11 protein-coding genes are annotated in these 20085 nt (G+C 66.2%); 2 read left to right on the top strand and 9 right to left on the bottom strand.

The window, feature by feature from the left end; translation table 11 throughout:
* Position 1: 1 nt before the first annotated feature.
* The 4 genes from I5E68_RS10770 to I5E68_RS10755 form a co-directional block, all read right to left on the bottom strand.
* Positions 2 to 1447, bottom strand: a complete 1446-nt coding sequence (locus I5E68_RS10770) for a bifunctional enoyl-CoA hydratase/phosphate acetyltransferase (RefSeq protein ID WP_197163645.1) — start codon at positions 1445 to 1447, stop codon at positions 2 to 4.
* Positions 1448 to 1451: 4 nt separating this feature from the next.
* Positions 1452 to 3239 (bottom strand): PHA/PHB synthase family protein, encoded by a 1788-nt coding sequence (locus tag I5E68_RS10765; protein WP_197163644.1) that lies wholly within the window; start codon positions 3237 to 3239, stop codon positions 1452 to 1454.
* Between the two features lie 272 nt (positions 3240 to 3511).
* A complete protein-coding gene (locus I5E68_RS10760; protein ID WP_197164757.1) occupies positions 3512 to 5461 on the bottom strand; it encodes a tetratricopeptide repeat-containing sulfotransferase family protein in 1950 nt (649 codons plus the stop codon).
* Between the two features lie 242 nt (positions 5462 to 5703).
* Positions 5704 to 8355: a TonB-dependent receptor gene (locus I5E68_RS10755; protein WP_197163643.1), complete on the bottom strand. Its 2652-nt coding sequence runs from the start codon at positions 8353 to 8355 to the stop codon at positions 5704 to 5706.
* A 476-nt stretch (positions 8356 to 8831) separates the two neighbouring features.
* Here I5E68_RS10755 and I5E68_RS10750 point away from each other — a divergent pair, with 476 nt between their 5' ends.
* On the top strand, positions 8832 to 10439 hold the full coding sequence (locus I5E68_RS10750) for a BCCT family transporter (protein WP_197163642.1): 1608 nt from the start codon (positions 8832 to 8834) through the stop codon (positions 10437 to 10439).
* 76 nt (positions 10440 to 10515) lie between these two features.
* On the opposite strand, the gene I5E68_RS10745 is transcribed toward I5E68_RS10750, so the two are convergent.
* Positions 10516 to 13182 (bottom strand): cation-translocating P-type ATPase, encoded by a 2667-nt coding sequence (locus tag I5E68_RS10745; RefSeq protein ID WP_197164755.1) that lies wholly within the window; start codon positions 13180 to 13182, stop codon positions 10516 to 10518.
* A 262-nt stretch (positions 13183 to 13444) separates the two neighbouring features.
* Here I5E68_RS10745 and I5E68_RS10740 point away from each other — a divergent pair, with 262 nt between their 5' ends.
* Positions 13445 to 14455 carry a 2-hydroxyacid dehydrogenase gene (locus I5E68_RS10740; protein WP_197163640.1) on the top strand — a complete coding sequence of 337 codons (1011 nt, stop codon included), beginning with the start codon at positions 13445 to 13447 and terminating at the stop codon, positions 14453 to 14455.
* 29 nt (positions 14456 to 14484) lie between these two features.
* On the opposite strand, the gene I5E68_RS10735 is transcribed toward I5E68_RS10740, so the two are convergent.
* The 4 genes from I5E68_RS10735 to I5E68_RS10720 form a co-directional block, all read right to left on the bottom strand.
* Entirely contained in the window at positions 14485 to 14712 is a 228-nt protein-coding gene (locus I5E68_RS10735) for a hypothetical protein (RefSeq protein WP_197163638.1), read from the bottom strand.
* A 229-nt stretch (positions 14713 to 14941) separates the two neighbouring features.
* Complete coding sequence (locus I5E68_RS10730; RefSeq protein WP_197163636.1) at positions 14942 to 16132, bottom strand: CaiB/BaiF CoA transferase family protein; 1191 nt, start codon at positions 16130 to 16132, stop codon at positions 14942 to 14944.
* Between the two features lie 3 nt (positions 16133 to 16135).
* Positions 16136 to 18016 carry a hydantoinase B/oxoprolinase family protein gene (locus I5E68_RS10725; protein ID WP_197163633.1) on the bottom strand — a complete coding sequence of 627 codons (1881 nt, stop codon included), beginning with the start codon at positions 18014 to 18016 and terminating at the stop codon, positions 16136 to 16138.
* Positions 18017 to 18032: 16 nt separating this feature from the next.
* A complete protein-coding gene (locus tag I5E68_RS10720) occupies positions 18033 to 20081 on the bottom strand; it encodes a hydantoinase/oxoprolinase family protein (protein ID WP_197163472.1) in 2049 nt (682 codons plus the stop codon).
* Positions 20082 to 20085 lie beyond the last annotated feature (4 nt).

The following is a 20085-nucleotide window of genomic DNA, read 5'->3' as shown; positions in this document are numbered from 1 at the left end:
CTCATCCGAGCGGCGCGGCGCCGGGCAGGCCGGGCGCGGCTTTCGTCTGCGCGCGGGCCATCAGCGCGGCGAGAGCGCAGGAGGCGAGGCGGGTGCGCAGGCTGTCGGCACGGCTGGTGAGGATGATCGGGACGCGCGCGCCCAGCACCACGCCCGCCGCGTCCGCCCCGCCGAGGAAAGTGAGCTGCTTGGCGAGCATGTTGCCCGCCTCCAGGTCGGGAACGACGAGCACCTGCGCCTTGCCCGCGACCGGCGATACGATGCCTTTCTCGCGCGCGGCGGCCTCTGAGATGGCATTGTCGAAGGCGAGCGGGCCGTCGAGCACGCCGCCTGCGATCTGCCCGCGCTCGGCCATCTTGCACAGCGCGGCGGCATCGAGCGTCGCGGGCATGACCGGATTGACCGTTTCCACCGCGCACAGGATCGCGACACGCGGCGCCTCGATGCCGATGACGTGGGCGAGGTCGATCGCATTGCGCACGATGTCGGCCTTGGCGGGAAGGTCTGGGGCGATGTTGATCGCGGCATCGGTGATGATCAGCGGCTCGGCATGGCCGGGCACGTCCATCAGGTAGGCGTGGCTGACGCGCCGTTCGGTGCGCAGACCGCCCTCGCGCGCCACGACAGCGCCCATCAGCTCGTCGGTGTGGAGCGAGCCCTTCATCAGTGCCTGCGCCTCGCCTGCATGGACCAGCGCGACCGCGGCAGCGGCGGCGGCGTGGCTGTGCGCCGTGGGAACGAGCCGGAAGGCCGAGATGTCCTCGCCTGCCTCGATCGCGGCGGCGCGGATGCGCTCCTCGGGGCCGACGAGGATCGGCGCGATGAAGCCCGCCTGTGCCGCCTCGACGGCTGCGGTGATGGCGCTGGGCGAGGCGGGATGGACAATCGCGGTCGGTACCGGCGTGCCCGATGCGGCGGCGGCGATCAGACGCTTGTAGTGGCCGTGGTCGGAGAGGCGGATCTCGGGCAGCGCCATGCGCGGGCGGCGCACGCTCTCGCTCGGCGCGATCACCGTGGCCTCGCCGGTGATGACGTCCTCGCCCGTTTGGTTGGTGCAGTGGCAGTCGAGCACCACCACGTGCTTGTCGTCATGCTTTTGCGAGACGGTGACGCTCGCGGTGATCGTGTCGCCGATGCCGACCGGGCGGATGAAGCGCAGCGACTGGCCAAGGTAGATCGTCCCCGGCCCCGGCAGCTCGGTCCCCAGCACGGCGGAGATGAGGCCTGCGCCCCACATGCCATGGGCGATGACCTTGCGGAACATGTCGGAGCGGGCGTAGTCGGCATCGAGATGAGCCGGGTTCACATCGCCCGAGACCGCCGCGAAGAGCTGGATGTCGCGCGCGGTCAGCGTGCGGGTGAGGCAAGCGCTGTCGCCAGCCTTGAGCTGGTCGAAGGTGCGGTTCTCGATCCATTCGTCGACGTCGTCAGCGCTCGTTTGCGTCATCGTCTCAAGCCTCCATCACATAGCGGCCAGGCGCATCGGCGAGGGGCGGATAGCCCTTGTCCGGCGCGCCCATTGGCGGAGGCGGGCCGGCCTGCGCCGAATGGCAGGCGAGCCACTGCGCCCAGGCTTCCCACCACGATCCCTCGCGCTGGCTTGCAGTCTCGAGCCAGTCGGGCGCGGTCACTGCCGCTCCGCCCGCCGCGCGCGTCGCGATCCGGTAGTGGCGATGGGGGTGGCCTGGCTCGGAGACGATCCCGGCATTGTGTCCACCGCTGGTCAGCACGAAGGTGATCTCCGCGGGCGTAAGCAGGTGGATCTTGTGCACCGACGTCCAGGGCGCGACATGGTCGTGCTCGGTGCCCACGACGAAGAGCGGCATGCGCAGCGAGGAGAGCGCGAGCGTGCGCCCCTCGACGGTGAACTTGCCCTCGGCCAGCTCGTCGTGGAGGAACAGGCGTTCGAGGTATTCGGCATGCATCGCATAGGGCATGCGCGTGCCGTCCGCGTTCCAGGCCATGAGGTCGTTCATCGCGGCGCGTTCGCCCATCAGGTATTCCTGCAGGACCCGTGACCATACGAGATCGTTCGAGCGCAGGATCTGGAAGGCGCCGCCCATCTGTCCGCTCTCGAGATAGCCGCGACTCCACATCATGTCGCGCAGGATGTGCAGCTGGGCATCGTCGATGAACAGGCCCAGCTCGCCCGGATCGCTGAACTCGGTCTGTGCAGCGAGCAGGGTGACGCTGGCGAGGCGACTGTCGTGTGCGGCTGCCATCGCGCTTGCCGCGATCGCGAGCAGCGTGCCGCCAAGGCAATAGCCCGCTGCGTGGATGCGCTCGGCCCCGGTGATAGCTCCGATCGCATCGACCGCTTCCATCGGCCCGAGCCTGCGGTAGGCGTCGAGATCGAGATCGCGGTCCGCGCCTGCGGGATTGTGCCAGGAGATCATGAATACGGTGAAGCCCTGGGCGGTGAGCCAGCGCACCAGCGAGTTCTCTGGCGATAGATCGAGGATGTAGTACTTCATGATCCAGGCCGGCACGATCAGCACCGGCTCGGGATGCACCGTCTCGCCACTCGGTTCGTACTGGATCAGCTCCATCAGCCGGTTGCGCCAGACCACCTTGCCCGGGGTCGCGGCAATCGTATCGCCGATACGGAACGCCTCGGCGCCCTCGGGCGGCTGGCCGCGAGCCTGGCGCTTGAAGTCCTCGACAAGGTGGCGCAGGCCATCGGCAAGGCACATCCCGCCGGTTTCGGCCACGCGCCTTTGCAGCACCGGATTGGTGGTGAGGAAGTTGGTCGGGGCCACGGTGTCGAGCAACTGGCGCGCGGTGAAGGCGACCATGTCCCGGTGATGGGGCGAGACGCCGTCGATCCCGCTCGTCGCCTCCTGCCACCAGTCCTGGCACAGCAGGAAGCTTTGCGCGATCAGGTCGTAGGGCGGTTTGCTCCACGCAGGATCGCGAAAGCGCCGGTCCTGCGCTGCCGGTTCGACCACCGGCTGCGGCTTGCCCCCGCTCGCACTGCGCGCGGCGTAGTCGAGCAATTGCATCTGGTCGCGGGCGATGCGCGAGGCCAGTTGCAGTTGCTTGCCCGGCGCGGTGGCGAGGTGGATGCCCCAGTCGAAGGCGGCGAGCATCATCGTCGCCGGTGACAAGCCGTGGGTCGCCTGGGCGATCGCGGCGCCCGCCGCGCGGTTGAGGGTCGTGGCGATACCGTCGAGCGGGTCGGGACCCCGGCGCGAGGAGGGCTGCGTGTGCGACCCGGTCAAATGCGGCGTAGCGGTCATCGGCGCTCCTGTCCTCCGGCCCTGTTATCCCGGCGGGGCGAGGGGCCCCGGTCGCGCAGTGCCAACCGAGGTCAACCGCGCGCGCGACCTTCCTGCACTGCAGCAAGCACACGCGCACGGCCGGTATCGGGCCACCGCCTTATCTGGGCAACTGGGGGAAGCTACCAGTTCTCGCATTGATTCGCCGCAAATTTGCCGTCGCGAGGCGTCATCCTCCCCACGACGGCACCTACAGGGCGCGCCGGATCGCTTCGCAACTGCCGCAATCGTCGTCAGTGCGCGAGGTCGCCCAATGCCTGCCTGAGCGGGCCCAGCCATTGCTCGTAGGGCTTCCATGCCCCGACCCCGGAACGCGAGAGCGGCTGGCGTACCTGCTGCGCGCTGGCGGTGCGCACCGCGCGCTCGGTCTCGTGGAAGGCGAGGCACGCCGGGTCGAAAGGCACGCCGACATAATCGAGCATGCGCCGCACCTGTCCTTCCAGATCGTCGAGCACGTCCTCGTGTTGCACGCGCAGGACCCGTCCGGGCAGGACTGTGTCCCAGTGATCCATCAGCGCGACGTAGTCGGCGTAATAGCGCCCGACCTGTTCGAGGCCATACGTGAATTCCTGCCCCTCGGCGAAGAGCTGCTTGAAGCCGGAGAAGCAGCAGTCGAGCGGTGCGCGGCGGGCATCGATGATCTTTGCATTGGGCAGGATCAGGTGGATCAGCCCGATATGCCGGAAGTTGTTGGGCATCTTGTCGATGAACAGCGGCGCGCCCTGACGGTGGATGCGGGTGCTCTCGATATAGCCCTTGCCCATGGCCTCGAGCTGCTCGGCGCTCAGCTCGTGGAGCACCTGCGGGTAGCGCGAGGCGCTCGCCTTGCGCCCGCGCAGGCGGTGGGCGAGGGCGAGGATGTCGGGCAGTTCGAGCGTGCCGTCAATCATCGGGTGCGAGGCGAGGATCTGTTCGAGCAGGGTCGAGCCCGCACGCGGCAGGCCGACGATGAAGATCGGGTCGGGTGCCCGATGGCCGTGGCCCTGATGCGCGGCGAAGAGCGCGGGCGTGCAGTGTTCGCGCTGGGCGGCGAGCTCGGCGCTCATGCGCTCGGCGCTGTAGCGGGTCTGGCGCAGCTTGAGCTGGTTGCCTTCCTCGTAGCGCGAGAAGGCCTCGGCATGTTCGCCCTGATCCTCGCAGGCCTTGGCCATGGCGAAGGTGAGGTAGACCCGGTCCATGAAGGCGAGATCGCGGCGCTCGAGCTGCGCGCGCATCGCCGCGCGGTCCCCGTCGGTGAAGCGATAGGTCTTGAGGTTGGCGAGCGCGTACCAGGCATCGCCGTGGTCGGGCTTGCTTGCGATGGCCGCGCGGTAGGCGGCGACGGCGTCCTCGCTGGCGCCCGTGGTCTTGAGTGCATGGCCCTTGCTGGTCAGCGTGGCAGGATCGCCGGGGAGCTTTGCCAGCACCTCGTCGAACAGCGCGAAGGCACGCGGGTAGTCGCCGGTCTGCATCGCCTCGATCGCGAGGTGCGAGGCGAAGAGCGGGCTTTGCGGATCGCTCGCGCGCAGGGTCTCGGCCTGTTCGAGCGCCTTGGCGAACTTCTGGCGCTTGCGCAGCACCTGCATGTAGTCGAGCCGCAGCTGGATCGTCTCGGGAGAAAAGGTAACCGCGCTTTCCAGAAGAAACTCGGCATCGTCGAGCACGCCCAGACGGCTGCCGATCTCGGCGAGAAGGCGCATGCCCTCGACGTCCTTGCGGTGGCGCACGAGGTAGTGGCGGCAGATTTCCTCGGCGCGCAGCAGGCGGCCTTCGTGGAGGTGGTTGGTCACCGCGAGCAACTCGCGCGGGAGGGAGGCGATGCGCTCGGCCTGCGCCTTGGCCTGAACCGCCTCGGCGGGGCGCCCGGTGGCGGCGAAAAGCTCGGTCTGCGCGCGCCAGCTGGCCTCAAGCGCGGGATTGTAGCGCACCGCGCGGGCATAGGCGGCGAGCGCGGGCTCGACCTGTCCCTGCGCGCGGGCGAGGTGGCCCATCTCCTGCCAGCAGCGGCCATATTCGGGCTGCGCGGCGGAAAGGCGCTCGAGCAGTGCGCGCGCTTCGCCGTAGTGTTCGAGGTAGCGGCAGGCGACGGCGGCGAGATAGAGCGCATCGCCGTTCTCGGGCTCGGCGCGCAGGATGCCCTTGGCGATGGCGAAGGCCTGGTCGAAGCGTCCGGCCTGCATCGCCTCGCGTGCGTCGGTCAGCATCCGGGCTGCATCGGGGGCCGGTGTCGCCGGTGTGGTGGTATCCTGCTCGTTGCTCGCCATGTCTCGTCCATGCCGTAATGCACAAGTGGCAGGCAAGCCCCGGCCCGCGAAGCTGCGGGCCTGACGGGGCCGTCCTGCCACCTTGAATGGGGCCGGGCCCGGCACGATCGCCGGGCCCGGGTCAGTAAGCAGCGGTGCGGGAGGCCGTGAGCGCCCCTGCGACCGCCAGCCCGCTGGCTGGCTCAGTAGTGCCAGCCCACGCGCACGCCCACCGTCAGCGGACGGTTGGTGTAGACGCGCGGCGCATCGTAGTAGAACGCACCCGAGACCTGCGCGCGCTTGTCGGTCAGGTTCTCGCCGTAGACCTCGAAGTTCCACTGGTCCTTCTCGACGCCCGCAGAGAGCGAGAAGGTCGTGTAACCCTCGAGCTTGAGGCGGTTGATGTCGATGATGTCGGTGTACTTCGAGCTCGAGTGCACCATCTGCGGCATCACGTGCGCGACCAGGCCGGTATCGCCCAGATCCCACTCGTAGCGAACGCGCAGGTTGCCCTGGAACTTGGGCGCGTAGGCCAGCGAGCTGCCCTTCTTGACGTCGTCGGTCGGGGTCAGGACCTTGGTGATCTTGGTGTCGAGCAGCGAGAACGCGCCGGCAACCGTCAGGCCCGGAACGGCGTAGGGAGCGAAGGTGAAGTCGCCTTCCATGCCGAAGATGCGCGCATCGGCGGCATTGTCCGAGAAGAACAGGTTGACGATGCTCGGATCGAAGATCGTGGTCTGCAGATTGGTGATGTCGACGTAGAAGGCGCTGCCGTTGAAGCGCAGCTGGCGGTCGAACAGTTCGGTCTTCCAGCCGATCTCGTAGTTGGCGACCTCGTCGGTATCCAGCTCGAAGGGCACGGTGTAGCCGGTCGGGCTGACCGCGCCGCCGGGGCGGTTGAGCAGGCCCGGGCGGAAGCCTTCCGAGTAGGTGGCGTAGAGCAGGATGTCCTCGGTCGGGGTCACGGTGACCGTGCCCTTGAAGATGACACCGCTGGTCTTGGCCTTGTCCGGCGCTGCCAGGGCGTTGAACACCTGCGTGGCCTGGGCCTCGGTCAGGCCTGCGGCCATGATGTCGTCGATCGACTGGCCTTCGCTGAAGGTCAGGCCGTTGGTCGCGCCGCAGCTGCCGATGAAGGTGTACTGTCCATCGCCGTCATAGAGATCGGAGATGTTGGTTCCGAAGGCGTTCTGGTCGGTCCCGGCCGAGTTGCAGAACGAGCTGTTCGCGCTGCCCTCGAGATCGACGCCCACGTCGTAGTAGCGCATGCCGCCGGTGATCGTGACGAGGTCGGGGATCACGTCGAACGAGGCTTCACCGAAGAGGCCGAACTGCTCGTCAGTGCGCTTCACGTCGTTGCGGAAGATCGTGCCCGGCGGGAAGGCGCCGGTGTCGGTCGTCCACGCGTTCGGGAAGGCGTAGTTGTCGGGGAAGCCGTCGAGGCCGAACAGGTCGATGTTCTGGCTGCCGGGATAGACGAAGTCGTTGCGCTCCTTGAGGGTCAGCTTCGAGTAGAAGCCGCCCGCAGTGACGCGCCAGCGGTTCTCGACCGGGGTCGAGAAGCGCAGTTCCTGCGTGAACTGCTTGGTCTTGCTGTCCGAGGTGACGTAGAGGTCGGGCGCCTGACAGGTGCCGGCCGGGCCGTCCGCGCCGGGGTAGGAAACCGAACTGTCGCAGATGTAGTATGGCAGATACTGAGCGACGAACAGGTAGTCGGAATAGTCGACCTTCTGCTCGGTCTCGCGCTCGGTGTAGGCGCCGGTGTAGACCACGTCGAGCATGCCAAGGCGTCCTTCGACGGTCCAGGCGGTGTTCGAGAAGTCGTCCTCGAGACGGTCCTGCTGGTAGCGCTGGACCGAGAGGTCGTCGAGGCCGAGCTCGGGGTCGGCGAAGAACACGCCGTCCGACTCAAGACCCTGGCGGGCGTGGCTGACGGTGACCTTCCAGTCGGGCGTCACTTCCCACAACGCGCTGACACGGAAGCCGGTGTGGGTGGTGTCGTTGAAGTCCTTCTGCACCAGCGCGGTGTTGTCCGCGTTGATGAAGTTGACGTTCGAGAGGTCCTGTCCGGCCTGGAAGCCGGCGCGGTTCGCATTGACCGGCACGCCGTTGTAGCGGACGGTGCCTTCCTCGCGGAAACGGGCGCTCTCGGCGACCGAGAGGGTACCCGGAACGTTGTCGATGTAGCCGCCCTGATCGTCCATGTAGACGACGCCGCGCACCGCCAGCGTATTGGTCACCGGCACGTTGAGCATCAGCTCGGCATTGTAGCTGGGCTCGCCCTTCTTGGTGAACGAGACGCCGCCCTTGGCCGCAGCGTCGAAACCGGCGAGGTCGGGCTTGTTGGTGATCAGGCGCACCACGCCCGCCTGCGAGCTGGCGCCGAACAGCGTGCCCTGCGGACCGGCGAGGACCTCGATGCGCTGCATGTCGGCGGCGTAGACGTCGAGGTTGCGGCCCGGCTGCGAGAGCGGCTGCTCGTCGAGGTACATCGCGACGTTGGGCGCAAGACCTGCAACGCCCGCGGTGGTGAGGTTGGGCGTCGTCGAGGCGAGGCCGCGGATGTAGATCGTGCTCTGGCCCGGGCCGCCGCCGCCGGCGGTGACGTTGGGCAGCTGCTCGAGATAGTCGTCGAAGGTGTCGACGCCGAGGTTGTCGAGCTCGTCCGAGCCCAGCGCGTTGACCGAGACGGCCACGTCCTGAAGGCTTTCGGTACGCTTGGTGGCGGTGACGACGATCTCGGGCACGCCACCCTGCCGTTTGGCGGGTTGGGCAGGTGCCTGCTGTGCGATCGCTGGCGTGGTGAGAGCGATTGCAAGCGCGCCGAGAGACGCGCTTGCCCCATGCTTCAACATGTATTTTCCCCTGTTGGTTCAGGTCAGTGTGAGTGGCGCGCGAGGCGCCGGCAGGAAATGGCGCGAGGCGCCGGGAGAGTGGCGCGAATGGCGCCGGGAGGATGGCGCGCTGGGCGCCGGCTTCGTGACTTGCGCGAAGTGCGAACCCGGGAATTGGCCGTTGGTTCGCCGCGACCTCGAGGTGCCCCGAGAATGTGCGGAACTCGCAATGAGTGTAGGAGTTCCTGTCGTGCCGGGTATCCAATCAAACCGGGTCTGGCTACCCGTCTTGTGGTCTCACGGTCGCACTGGGATTCAATCGTTGCATAATCACAACACTCACCATATGACGGATGAGCTGGTGATGGATGCGTGTTTAATCTTATAAACGGGTCGCGTATTCACTTTTTTTATTCATTGTCGCAACGCGTATAGTCTTTCCTAAACGGGAAGTAATAATAGTAAACTGTTGCGACTTGTCTTGAGGTTTTACCCAGGTGGCAAGTCAATCCGACAACGTATCAAGTCCGATCGAGGACTTCAGCCCAACCGTCTTCTTCGGGGCGATCATCGCGATCGGTCTGCTGATTGCCTTCGCGCTTTACGACACCGAGCTCGCGACGGCACGCTTTGCCGCGGTGCAGTCGTGGGCGACGCACAATTTCGGCTGGCTCTTCGTGGGCACGGCCAATGTCCTGCTGGTCGCCAGTGGCTTCATCGCGATCACGCGGATCGGTGACATGCGGTTGGGTGGAGCGGATGCAAAGCCTGCCTACAGCCCGATGAGCTGGTTCGCGATGCTGTTCAGCGCGGGCATGGGCATCGGCCTGCTGTTCTACGGCGTGGCCGAGCCGGTCATGCACTTCTCCAACCCGCCGATTTCCTCGTTCTCCGATCCCGGAGCAACGCTGCCGCAGGGGCTGGCCCGCAACGCACAGCATGCGATGGGTCTGACCTATCTGCACTGGGGCCTGCATGCCTGGGGCATCTACGCGGTGATCGGCCTGGCGCTGGCCTATATCGCCTACAACCGCGGCAAGCCGCTCAACCTTGGCACGTTCCTCAACACCGCGTTCCCGTGGCTGCCCAAGATCGTCGTCGACCTGATCGACATCATGGCGATCACTGCGACCGTGTGCGGTGTCGCTGCCTCGCTCGGCTTCGGTGCCTCACAGATCAATGCCGGACTCGAACTGCTGCTCGGCGTGCCCGAGACCGGGGTGGTCAAGGCGATCATCATCACCGTGGTGACCGGTCTTGCTACACTCTCGGTTGCGATGGGGCTCGATGCTGGCATCAAGCGCCTTTCGGAGGGCAACATGGCGCTGGCTCTGGGCCTTGCCATCTTCGTCTTCGTCGCCGGTCCGACGGTGTTTCTGCTCGACAGCTTCATCCAGAACCTGGGCTACTACATCCAGCGCTTTGTCTACCTCTCGACCTGGACCGAGAGCTACACCGCCGAGGACTGGCAGAGTAACTGGACGATCTTCTATTATGCGTGGTGGATCAGCTGGTCGCCCTTCGTCGGGATCTTCATCGCGCGTATTTCCTACGGGCGCACGATCCGCGAATTCGTCGGCGGCGTGCTGCTGGTACCCAGCCTGTTCACCTTCGCGTGGATGACGATCTTCGGTGACAGTGCGCTGTACATCGAGCTGTTCGGCCATGGCGGGCTGTCCGAGGCGATCAACTCCTCAATGCCCGACGCGCTCTTCGCATTCCTTGGCCATTACCCGCTGAGCCAGATCGCTTCAGGCCTCGCGATCCTGATCGTCGCGACGTTCTTCGTCACTTCGGCGGATTCGGGCGCGCTGGTCACCGCGATGATCGCCTCGGGCGGTCATCAGGAAGCGCGCTTCGTACCGCGCGTGACCTGGGCCATCGCGATCGGCGTGCTGGCCGGTGCGCTGCTCTATGCCGGTGGCCTGCAGGCGCTGCAGACTGCGGCAATCGTGACCGGCCTGCCCTTTGCGCTTGTGCTGCTGGCGATGTGCTACGGGTTGCTCAAGATGCTGCTCGAGAAGCAGCCGCCGGTGACCCAGCTTCCGGGGCTGGAAACCGGCTCGGACGAGCCCGTGACCGCACCCGCGCCCTCGGCGGGCTGACGGCAGCGCCGGGCGCGTCGCAGGCGTTCGCAAAGATGGGGCGCGGGGAGATGTCTTCCCGCGCCCCTTTTCGTGCTCAGGCCAGCTCAGCGAACCAGCCCAGCCGCCGCACCAGCATCTTTTCCAGTTCGAGGAAGACGAAGATCGCGATCCCGGTGAGGATCAGGATAGAACCGTCGAGCAGGGACAGGGCGCGGGTCTCGAAGATCGCCTGCATCACCGGGACGTAGGTGAAGGCAAGCTGCGCGGCGCTGACCAGCGCGATGGCGATCACAACCGCGCGCGTTCCCAGAAGTCCGCGCCATGTCAGCGAGCGCCCGTGCATGTAGCGCACGTTGAACAGGTAGAATATCTCCGCGATCACCAGCATGTTGACCACCATGGTGCGCGCTTCCGCGAGCGGATGGCCGAGCGCCAGCGCCGCGAAGTAGACGCCGAGCAGCGCTGCGGCGAAGACCAGCGAGACCACGCCCACACGCCAGGCGATGAAGCCCGAGAGCAGCGGTGCGTCCTTGCCGCGTGGCGGGCGCTCCATGATCCCGGGTTCGGGCGGCTCGAAGGCCAGCACCAGTCCCAGCGTGACCGAGGTGACCAGATTGATCCACAGGATCTGCGTCGCGGTCATCGGCAGCGCGAAATCGAGCGCGATGGCGAGCACCACCGCGATGATCTCGCCGCCGTTGGTGGGCAAGGTCCAGGCGATGACCTTGCGGATGTTGTCGTAGACCGTGCGGCCCTCGCGCACCGCGGCGACGATCGAGGCGAAGTTGTCGTCGAGCAGCACCATCTCGGAGGCCTCGCGCGCGGCCTGCGTACCGCTCAGCGCCATGGCTGTGCCGACGTCGGCCTGCCGCAGCGACGGCGCGTCGTTGACCCCGTCGCCGGTCATGGCGACGATGGCTCCGTGCGATTGCTCGGCGCGCACGATGCGCAGCTTGTGCTCGGGGCTGGCGCGCGCGAAGACCGAGGTCTCGAGCACGGCCTGCGCCAGTTCCTCGTCGCTCATCGTCTCGATTTGCGCTCCGGTGAGCGCGCGCGGTTCGTCGGCGAGATCGAGCTGGCGGGCGATGGCAAGCGCAGTCTCGACATGGTCGCCGGTGATCATCTTGACTGCGATGCCTGCCGATCGGCACTGCGCGATGGCCACGCGCGCTTCCTCGCGCTTTGGGTCGATGAAGCCCATGATGCCGAGCATGCGCGCGCCCTCAAGATGCGCGAAGTCGAAGCGGGTCGGGCGCTCGTGCAGGTGATGCATGGCAAAGCCGAGCACGCGCTCGCCCTCGTGGGCGGCACGCTGCGTGGCTGCGTGCCAGTGTGCCGCATCGGTGCCCTCGCAGCAGGTCGCCAGCACCGCCTCGGGCGCGCCCTTGATGAACACCGTCCATTCGCCGTCGGGGCCGCGGTAGAGCGTCGCCATCAGGCGATAGGCGGCATCGAAGGGGATTTCGTCGACCCGCTGCCAGTGCTTGTGCAGCTTGTGATGCACGATGCCGTACTTGGCTGCGAGCGCGAGCAGGGCGCCTTCCATCGGGTCGCCGACAAGGCTCCAGCTCCCCGCGTCCTCACGCAGCTGCGCATCGTTGCACAAGGCGCCGCAGGTCACGAGATCGGCAAAGGCCTCGCGCGGCAGTGCGCCGGTCGCGATCTCGCCTTGCGGGGCATAGCCGGAACCGCCGACCGTGGCTTCGCCTTCGGGGATGACGAGGCGCGTGACCAGCATCTCGTTGCGGGTGAGGGTGCCGGTCTTGTCGGTGCAGATCACCGAGGTCGCCCCCAGTGTCTCGACCGCCGGAAGCTTGCGGATAACCGCACGGCGGCGGGCCATGCGCTGTACGCCGATTGCCAGCGTGATGGTGATCACCGCAGGCAGCCCCTCGGGGATCGCGCCGACCGCAAGGGCTACCACCGCGATCAGTGCATCGACCCAGTCGTAGCCGCGAAAGCGCGTCGCGAGCACGAAGAGCGCGATGCTGCCAGCAAGGATCAGCAAGGTGAGCTTCGTGCCGAAGCTGTCGATCTGGCGCAGCAGGGGCGTGACCATGCGCGGCACCGCGCGCACGAGCGCCCCGATCTGCCCGATCTCAGTCCGCGCGCCCGTGGCGACGACGTAGCCGCTGGCCTGCCCGCGCACGACCAGCGTGCCCGAAAAGGCCATAGAGCTGCGATCGCCGATCCCGGCATCGGCCGCGACCGCTTGCGCGTGCTTGTCGGCGGCGACGGCCTCGCCGGTGAGCGCGGCTTCTTCGATCGCCAGCGAGCGTGCCCGCGCGATGCGTATGTCCGCAGCGACCCTGTCACCAGCCTCGAGAAGTATGAGATCGCCGGGAACGAGGTCTCGCGCGTCGATGGTCTGGCGCTGGCCATCGCGCACCACCAGCGCATGCTCGCCCAGCAGCGTCTCGATCCCGGCAAGCGCCTTCTCGGCGCGCCCTTCCTGCACCACGCCGACCACCGCATTGACGAGGACCACGGCGAGGATCACGGCTGCGTCGATCCCGTGGCCGAGCGCAAAGGCAGCTGCTGCCGAGGCGAGCAGGAAATAGATCAGCGCATTGTTGAACTGCGCAACGAAGCGCCAGATCGGGTGCGGCGGCTTCTCGCCGGGCAACTGGTTGGGTCCCAGCTTCGCGAGCCTTGACGCCGCCTCTGCCTCGCTGAGGCCCTCGGGTCCGGTGGCAAGCAGTTCCTCTGCCCGGGCGGCTTCGATGCCGTGCCAGCTGCGGGTCTCGCCGATTTGCTGCATTTCCACGCCGGGTCGCCCTTTTCTTGCCGTCTGGCCTCGTGTCATGTGCTTGTCGGGGAACGCAAAAGTGGCTCCCAGCCAACTATCTCTCGCAGTCGTCTCCAGGGTCTACATTGATCTGCGACAGTATTCGCGGTTTCAGGAGTGTTGTCAGGCAATGTTACCGCGTCACTTGTGCGGCGCAACATCAATGATAGACTTGGCCGCGCCATTGTCGCGTACACGAGGCTGTCCCGATCCGTCCTCGAGCAGGAGAGCGCGTTTGAAGGTGGTTGTCTTCAGCACGCGGCCTTACGACCGCGAATTTCTGGACCGGGCGAATGGCGCGCAGGGCCATCGCGCGCAGCTGACGTATTTCGATACGCGCCTGACTGGGCAGTCAGCCCATTTCGCAAAGGGGTTCGACGCGGTCTGCGCCTTCGTCAACGATGTGCTGGACGGCGATGTGCTCGAGGTGCTGGCCGGGCAGGGGGTGCGGCTCGTCGCGCTGCGCTGTGCGGGCTTCAACAACGTCGATCTCGTTGCGGCACGGCGTCTGGGCATCGCGATCGCACGCGTGCCCTCCTATTCGCCCGACGCCATTGCCGAACACGCGGTCGCGCTCATGCTCTCGCTCAACCGGCGCATCCACAAGGCCTATGCCCGCGTGCGCGAGGGTAACTTCGCGCTCGACGGGCTGCTCGGCTTCGACATGCACGGCAAGGTCGCGGGCGTGGTGGGTACCGGCCGGATCGGTCTCAACGTCGCGCGCATCCTGCGCGGCTTCGGCTGCGAGGTATTGGCCAGCGATCCGGCGCCCGGGGCGGAACTGGTGGCTCTAGGCGGCAGCTACGTACCGTTCGACGAGCTGCTTGCGCGTTCGGACATCGTTTCGCTGCATTGCCCGCTGACCCCGGCGACCCATCACCTCGTGGGAGAGGATGCCCTCGCGCGCATGAAGAACGGGGTCATGCTGATCAACACCAGTCGCGGTGCGGTCATGGACGCGCGTGCGGTCATCGGTGCGCTCAAGAGCGGGCGTATCGGCCATCTGGGGCTCGACGTCTACGAAGAGGAGGGGGACCTGTTTTTCGAGGACCTGTCAGGCACCGTCATCCAGGACGACGTCTTCATGCGCCTGCTGACGTTTCCCAACGTGCTGGTGACCGGCCACCAGGGCTTCTTCACGCACGAGGCGATGAACGCGATTGCCGGAACCACGATCGCTAACATAGCTGCGTTCGCGCAGCAGGGCGCGCCCCTGCACCCGGTCACGGTCGAGATGCTGGCCTGAAGCAGGCCAGGCGCAGGTTGCAGCGCGGACTACATTGCGGTTGCGGGTTCGCTGGGTGGCACATTGGTCATCGGCGTCGTCGGCACGTTGACCGGGACATCGGTGGAATTGGCGTCTGAGACGATCAGCTGACCGCCGCTTTCGTCCTTTACATCGGCTTCGTATTCGGTCGGTGCCTGCGAGCAGGCGGCCACCGCGAGCAGCGCGCCGATTGCGACGAATGTCCTAGAAGCCTTGCGTGACGTCGTATTCAACATCGTTCCAGTCCTTCCCGGTCTTGCCTTTCGGAAGATAGCGATATTGGGAGGATCATTGCGCAGACAAGGCTTGTTTTCAGCCGGGGCGGTGATCCGCGGGCCTGCGTGTCTGGCCCAGCTTGCCCGACCGTGATCACACCGATCTCCCATCCGTCTGAGTGACAAGGAAAAATGGCGTGACACCCGCGAGAGTGCCACGCCATTGGGAATGCGGTGAACGCTGCAGCGTTCAGACGATGCCCTCTTCCTCCATCTTCGCGATGGCATCGGCATCGAGACCGAGCAGCTCGGCATAGATTTCCGCGTTGTGCTGGCCGACCTTCGAAGGGGCTGGCCTGCGGATGCTGCTCGGGGTCGCCGAGAGCTTGGGGAAGGTACTCTGCATCTTGAGCTTGCCGTGAGTCTCGGTCTCGACCTCGACGATCGCCTCGCGCGCCTGGAAGTGCGGGTCGGCGAGCATCTCGGGCGCGCGGTAGACGCGGCCGGCGGGGATCGAATACTCGGTCATGAGATTGTCCATCTCCTCGACCGTGTAGTTCTTGGTCCAGGCGCCGATCATCTCGTCGAGCTCGGTCTGGTTCTCGCCGCGCGCGATATGCGTGGCATAGCGCGGATCGTCACCCAGTTCGGGCTTGCCCATGGCGGCCGAGAGGCGCTTCCACAAGGGATCGGCATTGGCGCCGATCATGTATTCGCCGTCCGAGCAGTAGTAGACGTTGGACGGCGCGATACCCGGGAGGATCGAACCGGTGCGCTGGCGGATGAAGCCCGAGCTGTCGTATTCGGAGACGAGGCTCTCGGTGATCTGCAGCACGCTCTCGTAGAGCGCCGCGTCGATGATCTGGCCCTTGCCGGTGGTGTCGCGCACGTGAAGCGCGGCGAGGATGCCCATCACGCCATAAGTCGCGGTGAGGGTGTCGCCGATGGAGACGCCCATGCGGCTCGGCGCACGGTCGGGCTCGCCGACGATGTAGCGCCAGCCACCCATGGCCTCGCCGATGCCGCCGAAGCCCGCGCGGGTCGAGTAGGGGCCGGTCTGGCCATAGCCCGACATGCGCGAGATGATCAGGCCCGGCTGCTCCTCGAGCAGCTTGGCGGGATCGAGGCCCCATTTCTCCATCGTGCCGGGGCGGAAGTTCTCGATCACGATGTCGGCGTGGCGGATCAGTTCGCGTACGAGCTTCTGGCCCTCGGGCACGCGCATGTTGGCAGAGACCGAACGCTTGTTGCGCGCGACCACTTCCCAGCACACCTTCTTCTCGCCCTGGCCCCAGATGCGCAGGGGGTCGCCCTTGCCCGGGGGTTCGACCTTGATGATGTCCGCGCCCATGTCGCCTAGCAACTGGCCGGCGAACGGACCAGCGAGAAGCTGGCCCATTTCCACGACACGAAGTCCTTTGAGTGCTCCGGTATTTTCCATGATTTACTCCGCTGCCTCCGCGATGTCCGCGTTGCGCCACATGGGCTGCTTGGGGGCGGGGAGGCCGGTTTCTTCGAGGCAGTTCTTGCGCAGGGTTTCGATGTCGGGGCCGAAGTTGAAGACCTCGATCTCGCCGCGCTCGGCGCGCATCTTTTCGCGCAGGGCGCTGGTGGCTGTCTCGTCGACCGCGCCGTCCTTGATGACGACGCCGTAGTCGAGGGCGCCGGTCTCGGTGACGAGGCCCTGGCCGATTTCCTTGAGGATGAGGGCGGGGTCGCGCTCGAGCGGGTCGCCCCAGCCACCGCCGCCCCAAGTGATGAACTGGAGTTCATCGCCCGCTTCGACGGGGTAGTCTTCCAGCTTGTTGCCGACCACGATCTGGGTGCCGTCGGCCTTGGTCAGGATCTTCTTGGCGCGCTTGCCCGGAAGACCGCCGTTGACGCCCCAAGGCGGCACGAACCAGCGGTCGTCGTGGATCGCGATGACGCCCGGCTCATAGAAGCGGTAGACCATGTTGATGCCGTTGCCGCCGCGGTGCAGACCCGCACCGCCGCTGTCGGCGACCGTCTCGTACTTGACGATCTCGAGCGGGAAGTAGCGCTCGAGGAACTCGTTGGGCACGTTGGTGAAGCCGGGGAACAGCGAGTGGCCGTCGGGTCCGTCGCCCATCGGACGACCCGGGATGCCGCCAAAGCCGATCTGGAAGAGCTGGAACCACTTGCCCGCCTTGTCGTGGCCTGCATAGAACAGGTGCGGCGAGGAGGAGAAGCCCGCGGCGTTGAGGAACTCGGGCGTCTTCTGACCAAGGAGGCCGCCCATGATGTCGAACAGGCGTCCGAGCACGTGGGTACGGCCCGAGAGCGCGGCCGGGAACTTGGGCTTGAGCAGCGAGCCTTCCGGGATCCGGATGTCGATCAGCGGGTAGTAGCCGTCGTTGAACAGGATCTGCGGGTCGAAGACCATGATCATGTAGATGCCGAAGAACATGCGCATCATGTTCTCGTTCAAGAGCATGTTGATCGAGGCCTGGCTCTGCGGATCGGTGCCGTCGAAGTCGAGCACGACGCGGCCGTTCTCCTTCCACATCGTGCACTTGATCTTGTAGGGGCCAAAGCCCATGCCATCGTCGCAGATGTAGTCCTCGAACGAGACGGGCGTCTCGCCGATCGAGCTCTCGATGAGCTGCTGCATGGCGCGGTAGTTGCGGTCGAGCAGCAGGTTGGTCGCCGAGACGAAGATGTCATCGCCGAAGCGCGTCGCCATCTCGACCACGCGGTTGGCGGCGACGCGGCACGAGGCGATCAGGGCGTTCAAGTCCGCCTTGCACCAGTCGGGCATGCGCGACTGGTGCATGACCAGCTTGATGAGGTCCTCGTTGTACTCACCCTTCTTCCAGATCTTGACGGGCGGGATGCGCACGCCTTCCTGGAAGATCTCGGTGGCGTGGATCGGCATGGAGCCCGGCACCATGCCGCCGATGTCGCTCTGGTGGCCGAACATCGAGGTGTAGGCGATGAGGCGGCCGTCCTTGAAGACGGGGAGCAGGACGAGCCAGTCGTTGCAGTGGCTGATCGCGCCGCCGACCGAGTAGGGGTCGGACAGGAAGATCATGTCGCCGTCTTCCACGGTGCCTTCATAACCTTCGAGGAAGGGGCCGATATAGGAGCCGAACTGGCCCACGATCATGCGTCCCTTGTGGTCGGCGATGAGCGGGAAGGCGTCGCCCTGTTCGCGGATGCCGGGCGACATGGCGGTGCGCACGAGGGTCGCGTCCATCTCGATGCGGGCGTTGCGAAGGGCGTTCTCGATGACTTCGAGGGTGACCGGATCGATCTCGATCTTCTCGAAGGGGGTTTCGTTGGCCTGAATGATCTGTGCGGGCATTAGAGAGTTCCTTCGCTCACTTCAGGTTGATGAGGATGTTGCCGTAGGCATCGACGGTGCCGGTGCAGTCGGCTTCGATGAGCGTGGTGGAGTCCATCTCGGTGACGATGGCCGGACCCTGGATCACGTCGTTCGCCTTGAGCTTGGAACGGTCGTAGATCACGGCAGGGACCATCTTGCCATCGGCCCACAGCTGGTGGTCGCGCACCTTGGCCTCGACGGGATCGCCGTTGCCTTCGGGAAGGCGCTGGGCTTCGAGGTCGAGGACGGGGCCGAGCGCCACGGCGCGCAGGTTCACCAGCTCGTGCTCGCTATCCATCTTGAAGGTGAAGAGGCGCTCGTGCTCATCGTCGAAGCGCGCGATGATCGCGGCAAGGCCACCCGACTTGAAGGTCTCGGGATCGATCGAAAGCGGCACTTCGAAGGCCTGGCCCTCGTAGCGCACGTCGAGTTCGAACTCGACGGTGACGTCGCTGGCGTCGATGCCCTCGCTGGTGAGTTCCTTCGTGGTCTGCGCGGCCATCTCTTCGAGCTGGGCGAGAACGTCGGCTTCCTCGGTGCTGGAGAACGACTTGGAGTACGAACGCGCGGTCTCGGTGCGCATGCGGGTGGTCGCATCGCCAAGGGCGCAGAGCACACCGGGCGAGACCGGCGAGACGGCGGGCCAGGAGCCCATCAGCTTGGCAACGGCGTTGACGTGGAGCGGACCCGCCCCGCCAAAGCCCATGACCGCGAAGTGACGCGGGTCGTAGCCCTGCTGGACCGAGATCATGCGCAGCGCGCCGAACATGTTCTCGTTGACGATGTCGATGATGCCGCGCGCGGCTTCCATGACATCGATGCCGAGCTTGTCGGCGACGGTCTGGACAGCCGCCTTGGCGCCTTCACGGTCGAGCTTGAAGGTGCCGCCCAGAAGGTTCTCGGGAAGGTAGCCCAGCACGACGTTGGCGTCGGTCACGGTCGGCAGGGTGCCGCCCTTGTTGTAGGCAACCGGACCCGGGACGGCGCCGGCCGATTCAGGCCCCACGCGCAGCGCGCCGGTGAGCTCGGGGACATAGGCGATCGAGCCGCCGCCCGCGCCCACGGTCTTCACGTCCAGAGCCGAGGCGCGCACCGAAAGGTGGCCCACTTCGGTGGTGCGCACGCGCCGTGCCTCGAGGTTCTCGATGAGCGCGACGTCGGTCGAGGTACCGCCCACGTCCAGCGTCAGGATGTTCTTGATCCCTGCGTTCTTGCCGACCCACAGCGCGCCGGTGACGCCGCCCGCCGGGCCCGACATGAGCAGGGCAACCGGGTGCTCCTCGGACTTCTCCGAGGACTGCAGACCGCCGTCCGAACGCAGCAGCGAGAGCGAGCCGGCCATGCCGCCCTTGCGCAGGTTGTCGCGCAGGTTGCGGACATAGTTGCCCACCACTGGGCGCACCGCGGCGTTGGCGACGGTGGTGAGGGTACGCTCGTATTCCTGCATCTCGGGCAGGACTTCGTGGCTGAGCGAGACGGGAAGCTCGGGGCAGATCTCGGCGGCGAGTTCGCCGATGCGCTTCTCGTGCGCACCGTTGAGGTAGCCGTTCATGAGCGAAACGGTGAGCGCCTGGACGCCCGAAGCCTTGAGCTTGGTCAGCACGTCGCGGATCTGCGCTTCGTCGATCTCGCGCACTTCCTCGCCTTGCGCGTTCATGCGCCCGGCGACCTCGAAGGTGTCTTCCAGCGCGGCGAGCGGCACGGGCTTGGGCCACACGATCCAGCCTGCAAGACCGCCCGGCACGAAGGAGCGGGCGATCTGCATGACCTGGCGGTAGCCTTCGGACGTGATGAGCCCGACGCGCGCGCCCTTGCCCTCAAGCACGGCGTTGGTCGCGACGGTCGTGCCGTGCAGGAAGAACTCGATGTCCGCCGGCGTGATCCCCGCCTTCTCGCAGATCGCACCCAGACCGTTCAGGATACCTTCCGAACTGTCATGCGGCGTCGACGGCGTCTTGTGCCGGAAGAACGAGCCGTCCTGCTGGTTGAACAAAAGCAAATCGGTGAACGTCCCTCCGACGTCTACACCCAAACGATAGGTCATGTTT

The organism is Novosphingobium aureum, assembly GCF_015865035.1.
GTDB classification, from domain to species: Bacteria; Pseudomonadota; Alphaproteobacteria; order Sphingomonadales; family Sphingomonadaceae; genus Novosphingobium; species Novosphingobium aureum.
This window is presented reverse-complemented; position numbering and strand designations above follow the sequence as displayed.

Excerpts from the sequence above, each read along its gene's own strand:
- I5E68_RS10770 (WP_197163645.1), bottom strand. The coding sequence starts at position 1,447 with ATGACGCAAACGAGCGCTGACGACGTCGACGAATGGATCGAGAACCGC.
- I5E68_RS10765 (WP_197163644.1), bottom strand. The coding sequence starts at position 3,239 with ATGACCGCTACGCCGCATTTGACCGGGTCGCACACGCAGCCCTCCTCG.
- I5E68_RS10760 (WP_197164757.1), bottom strand. The coding sequence starts at position 5,461 with ATGCTGACCGACGCACGCGAGGCGATGCAGGCCGGACGCTTCGACCAG.
- I5E68_RS10755 (WP_197163643.1), bottom strand. The coding sequence starts at position 8,355 with ATGTTGAAGCATGGGGCAAGCGCGTCTCTCGGCGCGCTTGCAATCGCT.
- I5E68_RS10745 (WP_197164755.1), bottom strand. The coding sequence starts at position 13,182 with ATGCAGCAAATCGGCGAGACCCGCAGCTGGCACGGCATCGAAGCCGCC.
- I5E68_RS10735 (WP_197163638.1), bottom strand. The coding sequence starts at position 14,712 with ATGTTGAATACGACGTCACGCAAGGCTTCTAGGACATTCGTCGCAATC.
- I5E68_RS10730 (WP_197163636.1), bottom strand. The coding sequence starts at position 16,132 with ATGGAAAATACCGGAGCACTCAAAGGACTTCGTGTCGTGGAAATGGGC.
- I5E68_RS10725 (WP_197163633.1), bottom strand. The coding sequence starts at position 18,016 with ATGCCCGCACAGATCATTCAGGCCAACGAAACCCCCTTCGAGAAGATC.
- I5E68_RS10720 (WP_197163472.1), bottom strand. The coding sequence starts at position 20,081 with ATGACCTATCGTTTGGGTGTAGACGTCGGAGGGACGTTCACCGATTTG.